Raw genomic sequence first — 15,812 nt, forward strand, 5'->3', positions numbered from 1 at the left:
TGCAATAGCCTAGACTAAATCTGACAGTGGTCGGTTTCTCGTGCTGTTGCGCGTGGGCGTGGAGGACGTAGTCCGAAGCGGCAACGCGCGCGGCAAACCGCAAGGAGTCAACCATGACTCAGGAACAGAAAGTCATCCGTGCCAAGGTCGGCATGCTCGAACTGGCTCGGCAACTGGGCAATGTCAGCCAAGCCTGCCGGGTAATGGGCTATTCCCGCGACAGCTTCTACCGCTTCAAGGAACTGTACGACAAGGGCGGCGAAGCGGCCCTGCAGGAAATCTCCCACCACCGCCCGCTGCTGAAGAACCGCGTGGATCCGCGGGTCGAGGCGGCGGTGGTCGAACTGGCCCTGGAACTGCCCGCTTACGGCCAGATCCGTATCGCCAACGAGGTGCTCAAACGCCACGCCCTTAGCGTCTCGCCTCAGGGGGTGCGTAGCATCTGGTTGCGCCATGACCTCGAGACCATGAACAAGCGCCTGAAGGCGCTGGAGGCCAAGTCCGCCCAGGAAGGACTGGTGTTGACTGAATCGCAGTTGGCGGCGCTTGAACGCGCCAAACTGGAAAAGGAAACGCACGGCGAGTTCGAATCTGAATGCCCCGGCTACTGCGGCGCCCAGGATACCTTTTACGTTGGTACGCTCAAGGGCGTGGGCCGGGTCTATCAGCAAACCTTCGTCGACACCTACTCGAAGGTGGCGTTCGCCAAGCTTTACGACCGGAAGACACCGCTGCCGGCCGCCGACCTGCTCAACGATCGCGTCGTTCCGTTCTTCGACAGCTATGGCATCCCGCTCGTGCGCGTGCTCACTGACCGGGGTACCGAGTATTGCGGCAACCCGGAGCACCATGAATACGAGCTTTATCTGGCCGTGGAGAACATCGATCACACCCGCACCAAAGCGCGCTCTCCACAAACCAACGGCATCGTCGAGCGGCTTCACAAGACCATGCTCAACGAGTTCTATCGCATCGCCTTCCGCCGGAAGATCTACGATTCGATCCCGACCTTGCAAAGCGATCTCGACGCATGGCTTGACCAGTACAACAATGAGCGCGAACATCAGGGGCGATGGTGTTATGGCAAGACGCCTATGCGTACCTTCCTCGATTCGCTTGAACTCGCCAGGGAGAAACTGATTCCTCGCTGAATCGTGTTCCTTACCTCACTTCCCCGACTACCTGTCAGATCCGGTCTAGGCTAATACACTTTAATGGCTACGCAACGCGTGAGCCTTGAATCAACTGCCGTACACCGTCGCCGCCAACAGCATTTCAGCTACCAGCCGCCATGAAACGACATCAACGTCTACCGTCTCACCCATGTTCTTGTAGTAGCCTGCCATGTCGTTGGCAAACGATGACAGCCCACCCAGGAACTCACCTAGCGAGCGGTTCTCCCATTGAGCCTGCTGCTGCCGGTAATCCTCGTTCAAATACTCAACAAACTTTATAAAGTCCTCGCGAGACTGAACTGTCTTTGCGTACTCGTACAAATCATCACCTACCATTGTTGCCTCCGCGAATCACTAGCGAAACCCCATCATTCTGAGTTGTGAATTTGAACAACTCACGCTTAGGGATGCTATCCAGCTTCTGGTATGGAACGTCAACCCCTGCCTGCTGGAAGCTATAAAGACGTCGATTGTCCAACGTAAACACCTTGTTGTTCAATTCAACCAACCGCACCGGATCAATAGAAGTGGCTTCAATAGCACCACTTTTCAGGCCTTCAACGAACTCGTTAACCGACCCATACGGCGGTCTAAAATTCGCGCTGGCGTTATCCTGACTAAAACGGATAGTTCTTGGGTTAATCAGTCCACTCGGAGCTAACTCGGCAAACTGCGCTCCCGATAGAAACGTTGGCGCTGTACTTGCAGGACCATTTTCAACAATGGCCATGCGGAAGCCAAACTTATCGGCTGCGCTTCCGATCATCTCATCGGCCGTTTGCGCCACGGATGTACCCACCCGTCCCGCAACACTGCCCGCATCCTCAGCCAGCCACGACGTATACACCGAACGCGCCGCAAGTCCTTCCAGACCGCCGATCATTGGACCGATCAGCTTGCCGGCAACCGCACCGCCAGCCACGCTGAACACTGCCTCGGCCTTCGAATTCGGCAACATCCCGTCGGCAACTCCGCCGACCAGGGCACCGCCGTACAGCGCCGCACCTCCCAGGATACCACCCTGATGCACACCCCAGGCCGACACATCGGTCGCGGCATTGAGTACCGCGTCCTTCGGGTGGAATACCTCCCGGATCTGACCCGCGCCCATCTCCAGCGCATCGCCCAGTCCGATCGCCCCGTTCCAGTACGCATTCGCAATGTTGCCCAGACCGTCGAACAGCCCCGGCGCCGCGCCGATGCTACCCGGCGTACCTCCCGGCAACACACTCACCGAGATCGGCGGATACGGTACAGCCTTGCCAATTACGTCCGGCGAGATCGACGAGCCAACAATCGATCTGCCGTTGTCCACCAGCGTCAGCAGACGCTCATCGGCTGGCGTCAGGTTCATGGTGGACACTGCCGAACCATACGCGCTCGCCCCGGGCGTGAACTGGCTATTGGCCAGCCACGCAAACTGATCGCCCGCATTGGCACCGTAGCTCGCCTGCGCCGTCTGCCTCACCAGTTCTTCGTAGCTGCCACCAGAGCCATACAGTGCGCTCATGCTGCCGTTACCGCTCACGGCAGTTTTCCCGACGCTTTGCGCCTGCACCTGGTTCACTACAAGGTTTCCAACCGTGGATGCGATCGCATCCGCGGTGATCGCCCCAACATTGCGCCCAAGACTGCCACCACGCGCTAACGTACTCGCCGCGCCCGCCGCAACTCCCGACGCAACTCCACCCACAACCGGTATTTTACCCACCGCCGTCTGGCCAACACCATACCCCGCACCCGACGCAATTGCACTCGCCGCAACACCTTTCCAGTCAAACCCATGCGACAGCCCCGTTGCTATGCCGAGCCCTTGGGTCAGCGCCGAGCGTCCCGCCCCCAGCACCGCCTGAGCACCGATCTGGCTACCCGCCTCACCCAGCCCTCCCATCGCGTCGGCCAGCGCCTTGCCCACACCGGAAGCAGCAAACCCGCCAGTCAACGCCCCAGTCAACGCTCCCTGCGCCAGGCCATTCCAGTTGAAACCGTTCTGCTGACCGGCCGACATCATCACACCCTGACCCGCGGCAGCACCCGCGGCTCCCGCCGTCACGCCCGCAGCCACTCCCACGCCCACAGACGTCGCCGTGCCCGCAGCCGCAGCCGTCGTGCCCAGTTCGGCATACAGAAGTTCAGAGGTCGCTCCATAAGTCACTGCGGTCACGATGGCCGTAATCACCACCGCAACGATCATGGCGATCCCACCACATCCACTTCCCCCCGCCGAAGGCGGCGGGGGCGGATCCGGCAACGTCGGCTGCGTATTGCCAATCGCACGGCCCGGGTCATACGGCTTGAAAGTACTCGCCGTGTTATGCACGTTCGTCACCCGGTTGGGCACCGTCAGCACCTGGCCGGCCTTCAGCACATCGTCGCCCTTCAGCCCGTTCGCCTCCGCCAGCACATACCACAGCGTGCTGTCGCCCCACAGCGCAGAGGCCACCGACTGCAGCGTATCGCCCTGGCGCACCGTCCACTGCCCCGGACTCACCGCGGGATACACCCCGCTGATCGCCATGAAGTTCTCGTCGAAGTCCGCGCTGCCGACTGGCGTGAACACCTTGTACTGGCTTTCGCTGCCCTTGCCCAGCTTGCCCGCCAGCTCTTGCACGTAGTCGACCTTGTCGGTCCCGTCGTTGCCCTGGTTGCCCACCCGGTTGCCGTTCAGGTAGTAATAGTTATGCTTGCGGTCGCCCGTCGCGCCGGTGATCGTCCCGTTCGCATCGACGCTCACGCCCACCAGTTCGTCGCGACGCTGCACCTGGCCGCGCAGGTCGGTCCAGTACCTGAAGGCGCGCGCGGCACCTGGGGCACCGCCTCCGTCGTCGTACGCGGCTTTCAGATTGCCGTTCGCGTCGTAATTGAAGTACGAGCTGGCCGGCTTCCAGTCCCGCACCGCCGGATTCGAACCCTGCGAGACCACCGACTTCTGCTTCGCCGCGTCCCACCACTCGTACGTGTAGGTGGTCGTCACCGTGGTGCCTCCCGTCTGGTCGGGATTCGTGGCCACCTTCGCCAGCGTGCCGTCGGCCATGCGCGTATACGTCGTGGTACGACCCTCGACGCTGTCGTGTTCCGACGTCATCAGGCTGTCCGCGTCCCAGTTCCGCGTGGCATTCGTCACCACCTGCCCGGTTCTCGCGTCCCGTTCCACCACCGCCGTGACCCGCCCCAGCCTGTCGTTGGTGCGCTGCTGCACCACCACGCCGTTCACCCGCTGCGTCGACAGATAGCCGTTCGCGTCGTACTCATAGCGCTCCGTGCGGCCATCCAGCGCGTACACCGCCAGCACACGCTCACCCGCCGCGTTGTACCCCAACTGGACGCCGTCGCCACCGGCCGCACCGATCACGATCGAGACGCTCCGGTCGTCAGGACTGGTCGCGCGTGCGCCCGACAGCGTACCCATCGACACCGTGAAGCGGTTCAGCGCGTCGTACTCGTACCAGTACTCCTGCGTCTTCGCATGGTAGCCAACCATGTCCGTGTATTCCGCCAGCATTCGCCTGCGGTTGCCCACTGCGTCGTACTCGTAGGACACCTTGTAGCTATCGTCGCGGATCGCGACCACCCGGTTCAGCGCGTCGTATTCAACTGTCGACTGCGCGAACGTGTAGACATCCCCAAAACTCTGGAAATATTCCGCCGTGCGGTTGCCGTCGCCGTCGTATTCATAGAGCGACTGCGTTTTCGTGGCGTTGTCGACAATCGAGCGCACCAGGCCATGTGAGTAGTACGTGTAGTCGACGTTCTGACCGCTCGATCCCTCCTGCTTCGTCAGCAGGCCCGCCCAGTTGTAGGTGTAGCGGAAAACATGGCCGCCCAGGTCGGTATGCTTCGTCAGCCGGCCGAACAGGTCCGTCTCGTCAACCATCGAGCGCCCGTTTGCATCGGTCGTGGTTCTGATCCAGCCGCCGGCGGTCGCGGTGCCCAGCGAACCGATGCTGCTCGCCCACCGGTAGTCGTACTGCACCGTACGCCCCGCAGCGCTCACCGTCCGGATGATCCGGCCATCCGCGTCGTAATACGTCCGTTCACGGCCACCCAACGCGTCAGTGTGCGCGATGCGGTTACCCAAGGTGTCGTACTCGTACCGATCGACGCTGCGTTGGCCGTTCGCCAGCACCGGGCGCGCGATCTCGATCAAACGGTGCTCTCCGTCGTACGTGTAGTCAGTGCGACGGTTCAGCTCGTCGGTCGATACCCGCAGGTCACCCCGCACATCGTGCTGGAACACCTTGCTGTAACCCATCGCGTCCCACGACTTCGCCACGCCCGGCTGAGCCAGTCCGTAGTTCCACTGCTGGGTCGACAGATTGCCGTTCGCGTCTTTCTGGCCGACCAGATTGCCGGTGAGGTCGTAGTAGAACGTGGTTAGCGGTGCGAGATCGATCTGCGCGCCATTGGCGAGCGTCACCTTCACCAGCGGCTCGCGCTTGAGCGTGAGCATGCCCATCGTGTTGTACGACAGGTAAGTCCAGTTACCCCTGCCGTCGCGTTCGGCCGACACTTCGCCAAAAGCGTCGTGCGACTGCATCCGGTCGATCGTCATGTCCTTCGCAGTCTGGTCGATCACGCCGACAATATCGACGTTCGTCACCGGATTGTTGCGGGTACCCGTCAGGAAATAGCTTTCACGCTCCATGAGAACGGTACCGCGCACGTCTCTCGCAAGGTAGCGGTACTCGTATTCGACGTTGGTCGGCAAGGACGTTGCATCGAAGAAGAAGTGCCCGCCTGCATCACGGGTGAGCGTCACTTCAACAAACGGCCGGGCGTAGTCCTCCTCATTCTTGGGGGCCTCGCGGTAGAACAGCGTCAGCGACGTGGCATTCGTCAGTGGATGTCCGCCATCGTCGGTCGGACTGAACTCGAATATGCAAGGGCGTTCGCTACCCGTGAGCGTCACCTGCGAATTGCCGATGTCCCCCACCGTAATATCGCCCGCGCCCATCGACAATGGCCGGCCATACGCGTCGTATGCGGTGAACTTGATCGCATAGCGATACGAGGAGCCAGGGTGAGGAATGAGCCCGTCGTTGAGCGTATCCCACGCGAACTCGCCGTTGCCGCCGCGTTTGATCGCACTGTAATGCGTCGTGCCGTCCTGCTCCCACGAAACCATCATGTATTCCGTGTCGGAAGGCTGCGCGTGGAATACGAGCGTCGATTTGTAGTCGCTCAGATAACCGAAGTTGAACTCGGGCTGCTGGCCAGCGCCGGGCAGATTGACGCTGCCACGCAACAAATCGAGCTTCGTGTTGCCGCCGTACAGATCGATCTCCACGTCGTATTTTCCCGCGGCGTACGCGGACAGGTCGAGCGCGAACGCTCCCGTGGCCGGGTTGCGTCCCACTGGGTATTCGGTCCGCCAGTTCGCCTCCCCCGCTCCGCGCACTCGCACCACAAGGTGATCGGCAAGCTTCGCGTCGATGCTCTGCGGCGAATACAGGTTGAGCACCTGTGGCGCCGACCAGATGTAACTGCCCGAGGAGTCTGCGGCGAAGCCCGGGCGGGTGCTTACTGCATCGTATGGGAGGTCGGTTTGCGCAACCGACGAACCGCCCGCACGCGAGATGTGCACCGCGTATCCCTCCCGGCGCAGCAGTGTATCCGGCAGACGCCCATCGCTGCCGTCGCTCACCGCCATGAAAATCATTTCATAGTCGCCGTCGGGCAGTCCGCTGATGTCCGCACTATATGAGCGCGGCTGGGCGTTCGGGCTGTTGCCCAACAACTGGAAGTTCCCGGTCGAGCCCGCTGGGCGGTAATAGAGCATGCCCTGCGCGCCCGATGGAAACGTTCCACTCGCGACGGTCAGCAGGTTTGACGCTTGCGCGATGAGTGTCGAACTGTTGAGCGCGTCGCCCGCCGCCACCGTGTAAGGCGTAAGGTTCGAGGCACCGGGTACGGTCGAGTCAAACAGTCGTGTCGTCTGCTGGACCGTGCTGATCAGTTGCGGCGCGCCGATACCGTTAAGCGGCGTGAGGTAGATTTCGACGGAATAGCTGAAGTCGACTCTGGAACCCATGTCGCCATACAGCGTCGGATAGAGCGCCTGGTGCGCTCCCACCGGCTGGGCAAAGGGTTTGTTGCTCGGAAAGCCTCCCACGAAGTCCCAGTCGACCGGGATTTCGACGCTGCCGCTCAGCGGGCTGCCGATCACCGAGCCGAGTGTATACGAATCCGTAAAGGGTGCGAGGTACAAGGGGTCCGGCGAATCGCCCGCCCTCGGGGGTTGAACCCACCCGATGCCCGAATACGAGACCTTCGTCCTGAACTCGAGTTGATACGCCCCGTAGCTCGACAGGTCCGGCACACTAACGGTCAGCGAATCGCGCGGGCAGCACCGCCACAGCCGCCGGCCCAGGGCTGAGCGGCGTGCAAACCTACGGCATCGAGCAAATCGATGCACCCGCACGCCTTGTCTATGACCCCGCGCATCCTCATGCCGATGCCAAGGGTTTCGTCGCCTACCCGGGTCTCGACCATGCTGGAGAGATGGCCCTGATGGTCCAGACGCTACGGGTCTACGAATCCGACGTGGTGATGTTCAACGCGGCTCGCTCGATGTACATGCGCGCACTCGATCTGGGAAGTCACTCATGAATGTCGCCGAAATCAGCGCCGCTCAATCGGCGTTCCTCGCGCCAACGTGGCAGTCGAGCCTTGCCCAGCACCCCCAGCAAGGCTTCGGCGAGATGCTCGTGTCGGGCGCGCAGCAGGTCGACACGTCGGTGGCTGCCGCCAATAGCGCAGTGCTGGACTTCGCGCTTGGCAAAGCTGTGCCGCCGCATCAGGTCATGATGGCGCTGGAAGATGCTCGCCTGTCACTTCAGTTCGCGCTGCAGGTTCGTTCACGGCTGGTAGAGGGTTATCAGGAACTCATGCGGATGCAACTCTAGGATGGAAGCCGAAATGTCGAGCCTCACCTCGTACTTCACCGAAGGCACACGCCGGCGGCAATTCGTGCTCGCCGGCGTGCTGGCGCTGTTGCTGGTCGGCATCATGCTGGCCGCATACCTCGTGTTGCGCCCGCGCTATCAGGTGCTGTTCAGCGATCTCAGGCCACAGGATGCCTCGACGCTAATCGCAGCACTGGAGAAACAGAAGGTTCCGTACCGGATCGACGAGAAGTCGTCCGCCATTCTGGTGCCCGAAGGCGACACGCGCGCCATGCGTCTGAAGCTCATGAGCGGCGACCTGCGGCTGCAAGGTTCGGTCGGCTTCGAACTCTTCAACAACTCCGACCTCGGTCTGACCGACTTCGCACAAAAGGTGAACTATCAGCGCGCCCTGCAGGGCGAACTGGCGCGCACGATCATGACGCTCGACGACATCGATCTCGCACGCGTTCACCTGACCTTGCCCGAAGCGTCGATTTTCCATCGCGACGCGGCGCGCCCCAAAGCGTCGGTCGCGCTCTTCATGCGCGAGGGTCACGTGCTTGCGCCGGACACCGTGCGGGGCATCCAGCGACTGGTGGCGGCCACCGTGCCCGAGTTGTCCCCGACCGACGTGATTGTGGTCGACCAGAAAGGCGACCTCGCCAATCCGCGCGGCAACGACCTCGACGATCCAAAGTACGCGCTGAAGACCGCGCTCGAACACCACTACGAACAGAAAATCCTTGCGCAGATCGCCCCATTGACCGGCTCAAGCCATGCGTCGGTTAGCGTCGACGCGAGCCTGAATTTCGACCAGTCGAGAACCACGCGGGAATCGGATCTGACCCAGCCGGTACCGGATCCGGAAAGCAGAACGGCGTCCCTGACAACTCCGCTGCCGGGGGCATCCGGCAGGTCGTCCATCCCTGCCGGGCTGCCGCCGCTGCCCTCGGCCACGGCGGCGGACGGCACCCGAACCGACCGCAAGCTGGAACAGACCGTCTCCGAACCCGGCTCGATCCGCCGGCTATCGGTCGGGATCGTACTCGACCATCCGCTCGCGCAGGAAGATCTGAACCGCATCCATTCTGTCGTTGCGGCTTCGATCGGCCTCGATCCGGCGAGAGGCGATGTGCTGTCGATCTTTGTAGGCGGCCCGCTTGCGGCTGGGGCGTCGAGCGCTCCCGCTGCCCTTGGCGTTGCGCTCCCGGCCAGCGATGCAGACCCCGCGGAGACCGCGGGGCTATCGCAAGCCGACGAGCCAGCCCAAAGCAGAGAGCGTTCAGAACCCGTTGCCACCCAGGCATCGCAGGAATCGCTCGGCACAACGAGCTTTGGCGGCTGGTCGCTGCGTCAAGCCGCTGCGGTTGCTGGCGTCGGGTTGCTGCTCCTTCTCGCTGCATGGACGATCTGGCGGTTTCGCAAGCGGTCGTCGGCAGCTGCACGCACATTAAGCCAACAACAACGCGACGAATACATCGTGCGCTTGCGCAGGCTGCTGGCGCAGGAAGGAGCAGAACAGTGAGCGTCTCCGGGCCACAACACGCCAACGCGCGACGGCTGCGCCGCACGGTAGCTGAACTGAGCCGGTGCTCGATCGAGGACATCGAGGCGGTGTGGAGCGCGCTCACTCCCCCCGAACGGACGCAACTACGCCCCCTGCTGGCCGAAGCGCCGTATCACGCGGGAGCCGCTGTGAGCGGATTCGAAGACGTCGGCAACGCCGAGGTCCAAAGTAACGCGAACGAGCCGCATAGCGCCCTTGGCGCACAGGCATTGATTCGCACTTGCGACACCCTGCCCGCCGAACTGATGTCGCGCCTGTTGTCCTGCGTCGATCCTCAGACGCGTGAGGCAGTACTCGATGCTCTGCCCAGGGACCGGCATATGGCGCTCGTGCAGCCCAGCCGCGTCTATGCGATGACCGGGACTGCGCGCGCCGCGTTGCTGGAGGCCGCCAGCACGTCGCTGGAGCAGCCGGAAGCCGCAACGGCAGCAAGCGCGTCGAAGCCCGCCAATCTCGGGCAGAAAATTCGCGCCTGGTTGGGGCGAAAAGTATGAGCCAGCTACTCAAAGCGGGCCATGTCACGATCGCCACGGGTCGCAAGGCGCTCGAAGCGCGGACGGCCATTCAAGTGGAAACGAAGCGGCTCGATCAACGTGCGGATCAACCGCACGCGCCACAGTCTGGCGACGAACAAGCCGAACGGCTCAAGCACCGCATTGCCGAGCTTGAGCAGGCCGCAGCGGACCAGGTGCGCCAGTGCGAAACGCTGGAACAGGCCGCGTATCAGCGCGGCATGGATGAGGGCATGCAACTGGGCGCAGCCACGGTCAAACGCGATCATGAAGCGCAACTCGCGACGTTACGCGAGGGTGTCCAGGCAGCGTTGGAAGCGTTTGCCGAGCAATTGCGCGCCATCGAACCGCTCGCGCTCGAGATGACGCTCATCGCGCTTGAAAAAATTCTCGGCGATCCGGCCGCGTATGCCGAGCTCATCGGCCAAACAACGCGGCACCATCTCGCGCAAGTAACGGCAAATTCAACCGTCGGCGTGCGGGTCTCTGCAGCCGATTTTCCGGATGCCGAACAACTGCGCCTCGCGTTTGCCCCCCTTAGCGGGCATTCGGCGCTTTCGGTACAGGCCGATCCACAGATGCCAGCGGGCTCGTGCATGATCGATCTGAAGCTCGGCCGGCTGGATATCAGTCTGCCACAGCAGAAAGCGCATCTGATGAGTGCGCTGGCAACGCTGCATGAGACCGCCTGACATGCGCGCCGAGCATCCCTACCTCGCCGCCATGCGCCGCGTCGATCCGGTAACGCGGCTTGGTACCGTCACGCGCGTGATGCCCACCTTCATCGAGGCCGATGGCCCCGGCGTGCCGCTCGGCTCGCTGTGCACGCTCGGCAACCCGGGCCCGCAGCAGGGGCTGGCAGAGGTCGTCAAGGTCGAGGTGGGACGCGTCACGCTGGTGCCGTACACCGCCGCCTCGTCACTCTGTGTCGGCGACACGGTGCGCGCCACCCGGGTCGGCGCCACCATGCCGATGGGAGCAGGTTATCTCGGGCGTGTCATCGACCCGCTTGGCCGGCCAGTGGATAGCGGGCCGCCTGTCATCGCCGGCGAGACGTCGTGGCCGCTCGCAGGGGTCGGCACGCCGCCGCTGGCACGTCTGTCGCCGTCACTGCCGTTGCAAACCGGTGTGCGGGTTCTCGACAGCCTGTTGACGCTGGGCATCGGCCAGCGGGTCGGCATCTTCGCCGGCAGCGGCGTGGGCAAAACCACTTTGCTCAGCAGCCTCGCAAGCCATGTGGAAGCTGACGTTTGCGTGCTCTGTCTGGTCGGCGAGCGCGGGCGCGAAGCGGACGAATTCTGGCATCGTTCGCTCTCCGAATCGGCCCGCGCGCGCTCGACCATGGTCGTGGCCACCTCGGATCAGCCAGCGGTGATGCGTGCACGCAGCGTGCTTGTCGCGCTGTCACTCGCTGAATACTTCCGCTCGCGCGGCGCCCATGTATTGCTTCTGCTCGACTCGGTAACCCGCTACGCCCTCGCACTGCGCGAAATAGGTCTCGCGGCAGGCGAGCCGCCAACCGTGCGCGCTTACACCCCGAGCGTGTTCGCCGCCCTCCCCAAGGTCGTCGAACGATGCGGCGCGCTCAAAGGAAGCGGCGCCATCACCGCGTTGATGACCGTACTGACCGAAACCGACGACGTCGATGACCCGATGGCCGAAACAATGCGTGCGCTGCTCGATGGGCACATCGTGTTGACCCGCGAACTCGCCGAGCAGGGCCACTTTCCGGCCATCCACGTAGCACGCAGCGTCAGCCGGGTCATGCCGCAGGTCACCCGTTCTGAGGATCGGCAGCTTGCCGCCGACGTGGTCGCACAGCTCGCGCTGTATGAATCCTCGCGCACCTTGATCGAATCGGGACTCTACGCGGCAGGCAGCAATCCGGGACTCGATCGCGCGCTGCGGCTGCGTGCGGGCCTAACCGGCTTTCTTCGTCAGGACACCAGCAAGGCCATCTCGCGTGAGACCGCACTCGCGGAGCTGGCCGTGTTGTTAAAAGAGGAGCGGACGTGAGCAAACGCAAACAGTTCGATACCGCAAAGGTGATAGCCGAAGTTCGCCGGCTGCAACTCGAGCGCACGCGCATCGAAACCCTGCGCCGCGCACAAGCCCATCAGAGCGAGCAGGTGCGCGAGCACCAGGTGTTAGCCGAACTCGACGCCTGCCTCGATGGATGGCGCCGCGCCTTGCTTGCGCCCACGGGTCTTTCGCCCACTCTGGCGCTAAACGGTGCGGGCGCCGTTGCATCGGGGCGCGTCGCGCATCTGCAGGCCCAACAGGCGACACGAGACGCGGCAGCGCGTGTCGACGAAAAACGCACCGAGATGCTGGGTCGCGAACACCAGGCCGGCGTAGCGGAACAGCGTCTAAAGGACGCCCGGCGCCGCTTTCAGCGTTCCAGCGAGGAGCGCGAAGCGAGCCGGCTGGAAGATATGCACGTTTTATACGGAGACCGCTTGTGAATCTGAGTGTATCTCGCACCTGGCCTGAAGCGCGGGGGCAGGCTGACCCTTCACGCTCGCCGAAAGGCCCGGATCGCGTTGCGTTCCAGCAGGTTCTGCGGGTGATGGAAAAAGACATGTGGGCCGGCGCGCAATCGCCAGGCACTGCGGGGAAGCAGCCGGGGACAGCCCAGACGGTGCATCCCGGCCCCACTCGCGATCATGCCCATCCGATACCCGGCACTGTTGCCAGCTCGACTGAGAATCCGGGCGTGGGCGCCCCACGTGCGACGCCTGCCGTTCGTGCTCGTGCGCATGGCCTGGCGCTCCCCGAGGCCCAGGTGGCGCCTGCGCGTCCAGTCGCGGCGAACGGCCCGGAGCAGCAGGAAGCCGCGAGTGCGATACCCATATGTCTCGCCTCGTCCGCTCAAATGATGCACACGCCATCGGCCGGACGCGAAGCGACGCGGCTACCGTCAGACCTCACCATGCCGCCCGCGCCGCAGGACGCTCGTCTGGACACGCCCGTGAAACCGCCGGGCGCAGTTGGCGCAGTCCCCTACCGGCTCAACGTCACAGTTGATGCGGGCACGGTTTCCATCGTCGTGCGCATCAACGGCGCGGCGTCTGAAGACCTCGATACGCTGAAGCAGAAAGCGCTGGCCGAAGCACGCCGGCATGGCATGCACGAGGTCAGACTCGTGATCAACGGCATCGCGCAGACTTCGAACCCCTTGCCAGGAGCACCCTATGGCTATTAGCCCCGTCAGTTCCACCAGTGATGTGAACAACCGGATCGATTCGATGGGTCTCGACATGCAGTCGCTGCTGCAAATCATCCTGACTCAGTTGACCTATCAGGATCCGCTCAAGCCGGTCGACAACTTTGAATTCGTGTCGCAGCTCGCGCAGTTCACCTCACTTGAGCAAACCCGCCAGATGACCGACAAGATCGACAACCTGCTGTCGGTCCAGTCAGCGACGCAAACCTTGGGTCTGCTCGGCCGCAACGTCGACGTGCAGACCGACACCGCGCTCCTGAGCGGTGTGGTCAAGAGCGTGTCGTTCAAGGACTCGCAGCCGCAACTGACGATCGAGACCGACAGCGGCCAGTTTCTCACTAACGCAACCATTTCGCAGATCGTCTCGGTCCGCTAAAGGAAAGTGCAAATGCTAGAAAGCATCTATATCGGCATGAGCGGGCTGACCGCTTACTCGAAAGGCCTGCAAACCATCAGCAACAACGTCGCCAACCTGAATACCGCCGGGTTCAAGAGCTCGACACCGCGCTTCGCGGATCTTTACTATGGCCAGCAATTCCAGCAAGCCGCGCCTGGCTTGGCCAATACCGGCCAGTTCGGCAGCGGCGTCGAGTACGGCTATTCGTCCCTGAACTTCGCCCAAGGCGATCTGCGTGCGAGCAACGGTCAACTCGACCTCGCGATTCAGGGTAACGGGTTTCTCTCGCTGCTCGACGGAGCGACTACCCGTTACGCACGCACCGGACAGTTCGCGATCGGGGACGACGGTTTTATCGAAGAAAAAGCCACCGGACTCAAACTCGCAGCCTTGACGTCTTCCGGCAGCCTCGGCCCGATTTCGCTCGCAGGCAAGCAGATCAGCCCACCGCAAGCGACCCAGTCCATTCAGTTTACCGACAATCTGTCACCCGGCTCGACCGGCTTTTCCGTCCCCAACATCGACGTCTACGATGCCAACGGTGGCAAACATACCCTGAGCGTTGCGTTTGCGCCGGACTCGGACATCATGCCGGGACGCTGGAAGGTCACCGTCACAGATGAAAACAATTTGCCCGTTCAGGAAGGGACGTTGCAGTTCAACGGCGGAATTCCCGAACCCGGACGCGACAAGATCGATGTGACGCTCAAACCCACCGACGCCCCGGCATTCACGTTCACGCTCGATTTTTCGACCGGCGTAACCGGATTTTCGGCGGGCAGCTCGTCCACGCTGCGCGTCTCCAAGAGCGACGGCTACGGCACCGGAACGCTGTCCTCGATGAGCATCAATACCGACGGCGAACTGGTTCTGCAGTATTCGAACGGACAAAGCGACACCATCGGCACGGTTGCGCTTGCGAGCTTCAAGAATCCTCAGCAGTTGCGCCAGATGGGCAACGGATTGTTCGACGCCTCGCACGCCTCGCCGCCCGAGTTCCGTGCGAGCGGCAGTGGAGGGATCGGGCAGTTGCAGGCCGGCGCAAGCGAAGCCTCCAATGTCGATCTGTCCAGCGAATTCGGGCAGCTCATCCTGATCCAGCGCGGCTTTCAGGCATCGTCGCAAGTGGTGAGCGCCGCTAACGAAATGATCATGCAGTTGTTCCAGATGCGAGGTCAGGGGTGAGGGTCGTACCGATTCGCTGGCGTCCGCTCGGTTCGCGCGATCTCGATGCGGCCAGGACCCGTCTCACCCAGGCAATCGGAGGCTGGCAGGAACAATGGTTTGCCACGGCGCTTGCACGGGTCGAACCCCTCTCGCTGATCGGCACAGCAGGCGAGTTCGCTTTGCCCGCCACCTCGTCAAGCTGGTTGCTCGGATCGGACGTATGGTTGCACGCCGCTCCCCGCGCGCTCACGGGTCTCGTCAACCGCGCGCTCGATCTGCCGAAGTCGTTCGTCCCGGTCGAGCCTGCAGCCGCCGCCATGCTGGCCGAGATCCGGACGAAGCTCCTCGATGCCCTGTTCGCCACCGTTCGCGAAGCGTTAGCGCTGGACCCTGGGGAGATTGTCGAGCCTCTATCTGCTCGCGATATAGCCGCTCCCCTGCGCCTTCCCTACGGCGCGGCGCACTTGCGCATGATGGCGCCTGACGACGAACCCCTCCTGTCGATCGTCTGCGGCGCTGAAACACTGTGGCGCTGCCTGCCGGTCACGGCCAATGCAGCCCGGCCAGTCACACCGTCACCGTCGCTCACGAGCCGTGCCGAAGCGGTCGAAGGGACGCACCTGACAATCGAGGCAAGCCTCGGTTCGTGCGAATTGACCGTCTCGCAGCTCGCCACCTTGGGTGTCGGCGACATCATCACACTGGATCGCCCGCTTGGCGAGCCGATGCCTCTCATGCTGGCCAGCCCCGACCGCGCGCGCAGGACCCCGCTTGCCATGGGCAAGCTAGGGCAAAGCGCGGGGAAACTTTCGCTTCAACTTACCTCGATTACGAGGCCTGATATTTCATGACTTCAAATGTTTCATCCCGTAGACCACTCG

Annotated in this window: 14 protein-coding genes; 12 read left to right on the top strand and 2 right to left on the bottom strand. The window is 62.8% G+C overall.

Annotated elements, in window-relative coordinates; genetic code table 11:
- Nucleotides 1–113 precede the first annotated feature (113 nt).
- Nucleotides 114–1,151 carry an IS481 family transposase gene (locus tag BLQ92_RS37010; RefSeq protein ID WP_090691711.1) on the top strand — a complete coding sequence of 346 codons (1,038 nt, stop codon included), beginning with the start codon at nt 114–116 and terminating at the stop codon, nt 1,149–1,151.
- 90 nt (nt 1,152–1,241) lie between these two features.
- On the opposite strand, the gene BLQ92_RS37015 is transcribed toward BLQ92_RS37010, so the two are convergent.
- Both BLQ92_RS37015 and BLQ92_RS37020 read right to left on the bottom strand, forming a co-directional pair.
- A complete protein-coding gene (locus tag BLQ92_RS37015) occupies nt 1,242–1,511 on the bottom strand; it encodes a DUF7660 family protein (protein ID WP_090695562.1) in 270 nt (89 codons plus the stop codon).
- The gene (locus BLQ92_RS37020) at nt 1,501–7,494 is read right to left on the bottom strand and encodes a LysM peptidoglycan-binding domain-containing protein (RefSeq protein ID WP_090695565.1); all 5,994 of its coding nucleotides are present in this window, start codon (nt 7,492–7,494) and stop codon (nt 1,501–1,503) included. The genes BLQ92_RS37015 and BLQ92_RS37020 overlap by 11 nt, the downstream gene beginning before the upstream one ends.
- A 62-nt stretch (nt 7,495–7,556) precedes the next feature.
- Between BLQ92_RS37020 and BLQ92_RS37025 the strand changes: the two genes are divergently transcribed.
- Genes BLQ92_RS37025 through BLQ92_RS37075 form a run of 11 tightly spaced genes read left to right on the top strand, consistent with a single transcriptional unit; the run spans nt 7,557 to nt 15,782 of the window.
- The gene (locus tag BLQ92_RS37025) at nt 7,557–7,784 is read left to right on the top strand and encodes a flagellar basal body rod protein FlgC (RefSeq protein WP_175773312.1); all 228 of its coding nucleotides are present in this window, start codon (nt 7,557–7,559) and stop codon (nt 7,782–7,784) included.
- Nucleotides 7,781–8,080 (top strand): flagellar hook-basal body complex protein FliE, encoded by a 300-nt coding sequence (fliE, locus tag BLQ92_RS37030; RefSeq protein WP_090695567.1) that lies wholly within the window; start codon nt 7,781–7,783, stop codon nt 8,078–8,080. The genes BLQ92_RS37025 and fliE overlap by 4 nt, the downstream gene beginning before the upstream one ends.
- Nucleotides 8,081–8,093: 13 nt before the next feature.
- Entirely contained in the window at nt 8,094–9,587 is a 1,494-nt protein-coding gene (gene fliF, locus BLQ92_RS37035; RefSeq protein WP_244106595.1) for a flagellar basal-body MS-ring/collar protein FliF, read from the top strand.
- Nucleotides 9,584–10,123 carry a hypothetical protein gene (locus tag BLQ92_RS37040; protein WP_090695571.1) on the top strand — a complete coding sequence of 180 codons (540 nt, stop codon included), beginning with the start codon at nt 9,584–9,586 and terminating at the stop codon, nt 10,121–10,123. The genes fliF and BLQ92_RS37040 overlap by 4 nt, the downstream gene beginning before the upstream one ends.
- The gene (locus BLQ92_RS37045; RefSeq protein ID WP_090695573.1) at nt 10,120–10,833 is read left to right on the top strand and encodes a FliH/SctL family protein; all 714 of its coding nucleotides are present in this window, start codon (nt 10,120–10,122) and stop codon (nt 10,831–10,833) included. Before BLQ92_RS37040 ends, BLQ92_RS37045 begins: the two co-directional genes overlap by 4 nt.
- A complete protein-coding gene (locus BLQ92_RS37050) occupies nt 10,820–12,157 on the top strand; it encodes a FliI/YscN family ATPase (RefSeq protein WP_244106594.1) in 1,338 nt (445 codons plus the stop codon). Before BLQ92_RS37045 ends, BLQ92_RS37050 begins: the two co-directional genes overlap by 14 nt.
- Nucleotides 12,154–12,606: a hypothetical protein gene (locus BLQ92_RS37055; RefSeq protein WP_090695578.1), complete on the top strand. Its 453-nt coding sequence runs from the start codon at nt 12,154–12,156 to the stop codon at nt 12,604–12,606. Before BLQ92_RS37050 ends, BLQ92_RS37055 begins: the two co-directional genes overlap by 4 nt.
- On the top strand, nt 12,603–13,346 hold the full coding sequence (locus BLQ92_RS37060) for a hypothetical protein (protein ID WP_143016742.1): 744 nt from the start codon (nt 12,603–12,605) through the stop codon (nt 13,344–13,346). The genes BLQ92_RS37055 and BLQ92_RS37060 overlap by 4 nt, the downstream gene beginning before the upstream one ends.
- Complete coding sequence (locus BLQ92_RS37065) at nt 13,336–13,743, top strand: flagellar hook assembly protein FlgD (RefSeq protein WP_090695582.1); 408 nt, start codon at nt 13,336–13,338, stop codon at nt 13,741–13,743. Before BLQ92_RS37060 ends, BLQ92_RS37065 begins: the two co-directional genes overlap by 11 nt.
- A 12-nt stretch (nt 13,744–13,755) precedes the next feature.
- Nucleotides 13,756–14,949, top strand: coding sequence for a flagellar hook protein FlgE (locus tag BLQ92_RS37070; RefSeq protein ID WP_090695584.1), 1,194 nt, complete (start codon nt 13,756–13,758; stop codon nt 14,947–14,949).
- Nucleotides 14,946–15,782 (top strand): FliM/FliN family flagellar motor C-terminal domain-containing protein, encoded by an 837-nt coding sequence (locus BLQ92_RS37075; protein WP_090695586.1) that lies wholly within the window; start codon nt 14,946–14,948, stop codon nt 15,780–15,782. Before BLQ92_RS37070 ends, BLQ92_RS37075 begins: the two co-directional genes overlap by 4 nt.
- Nucleotides 15,783–15,812: the final 30 nt, after the last annotated feature.

The sequence above is a fragment of the Paraburkholderia phenazinium genome (assembly GCF_900100735.1).
GTDB classification, from domain to species: Bacteria; Pseudomonadota; Gammaproteobacteria; order Burkholderiales; family Burkholderiaceae; genus Paraburkholderia; species Paraburkholderia phenazinia.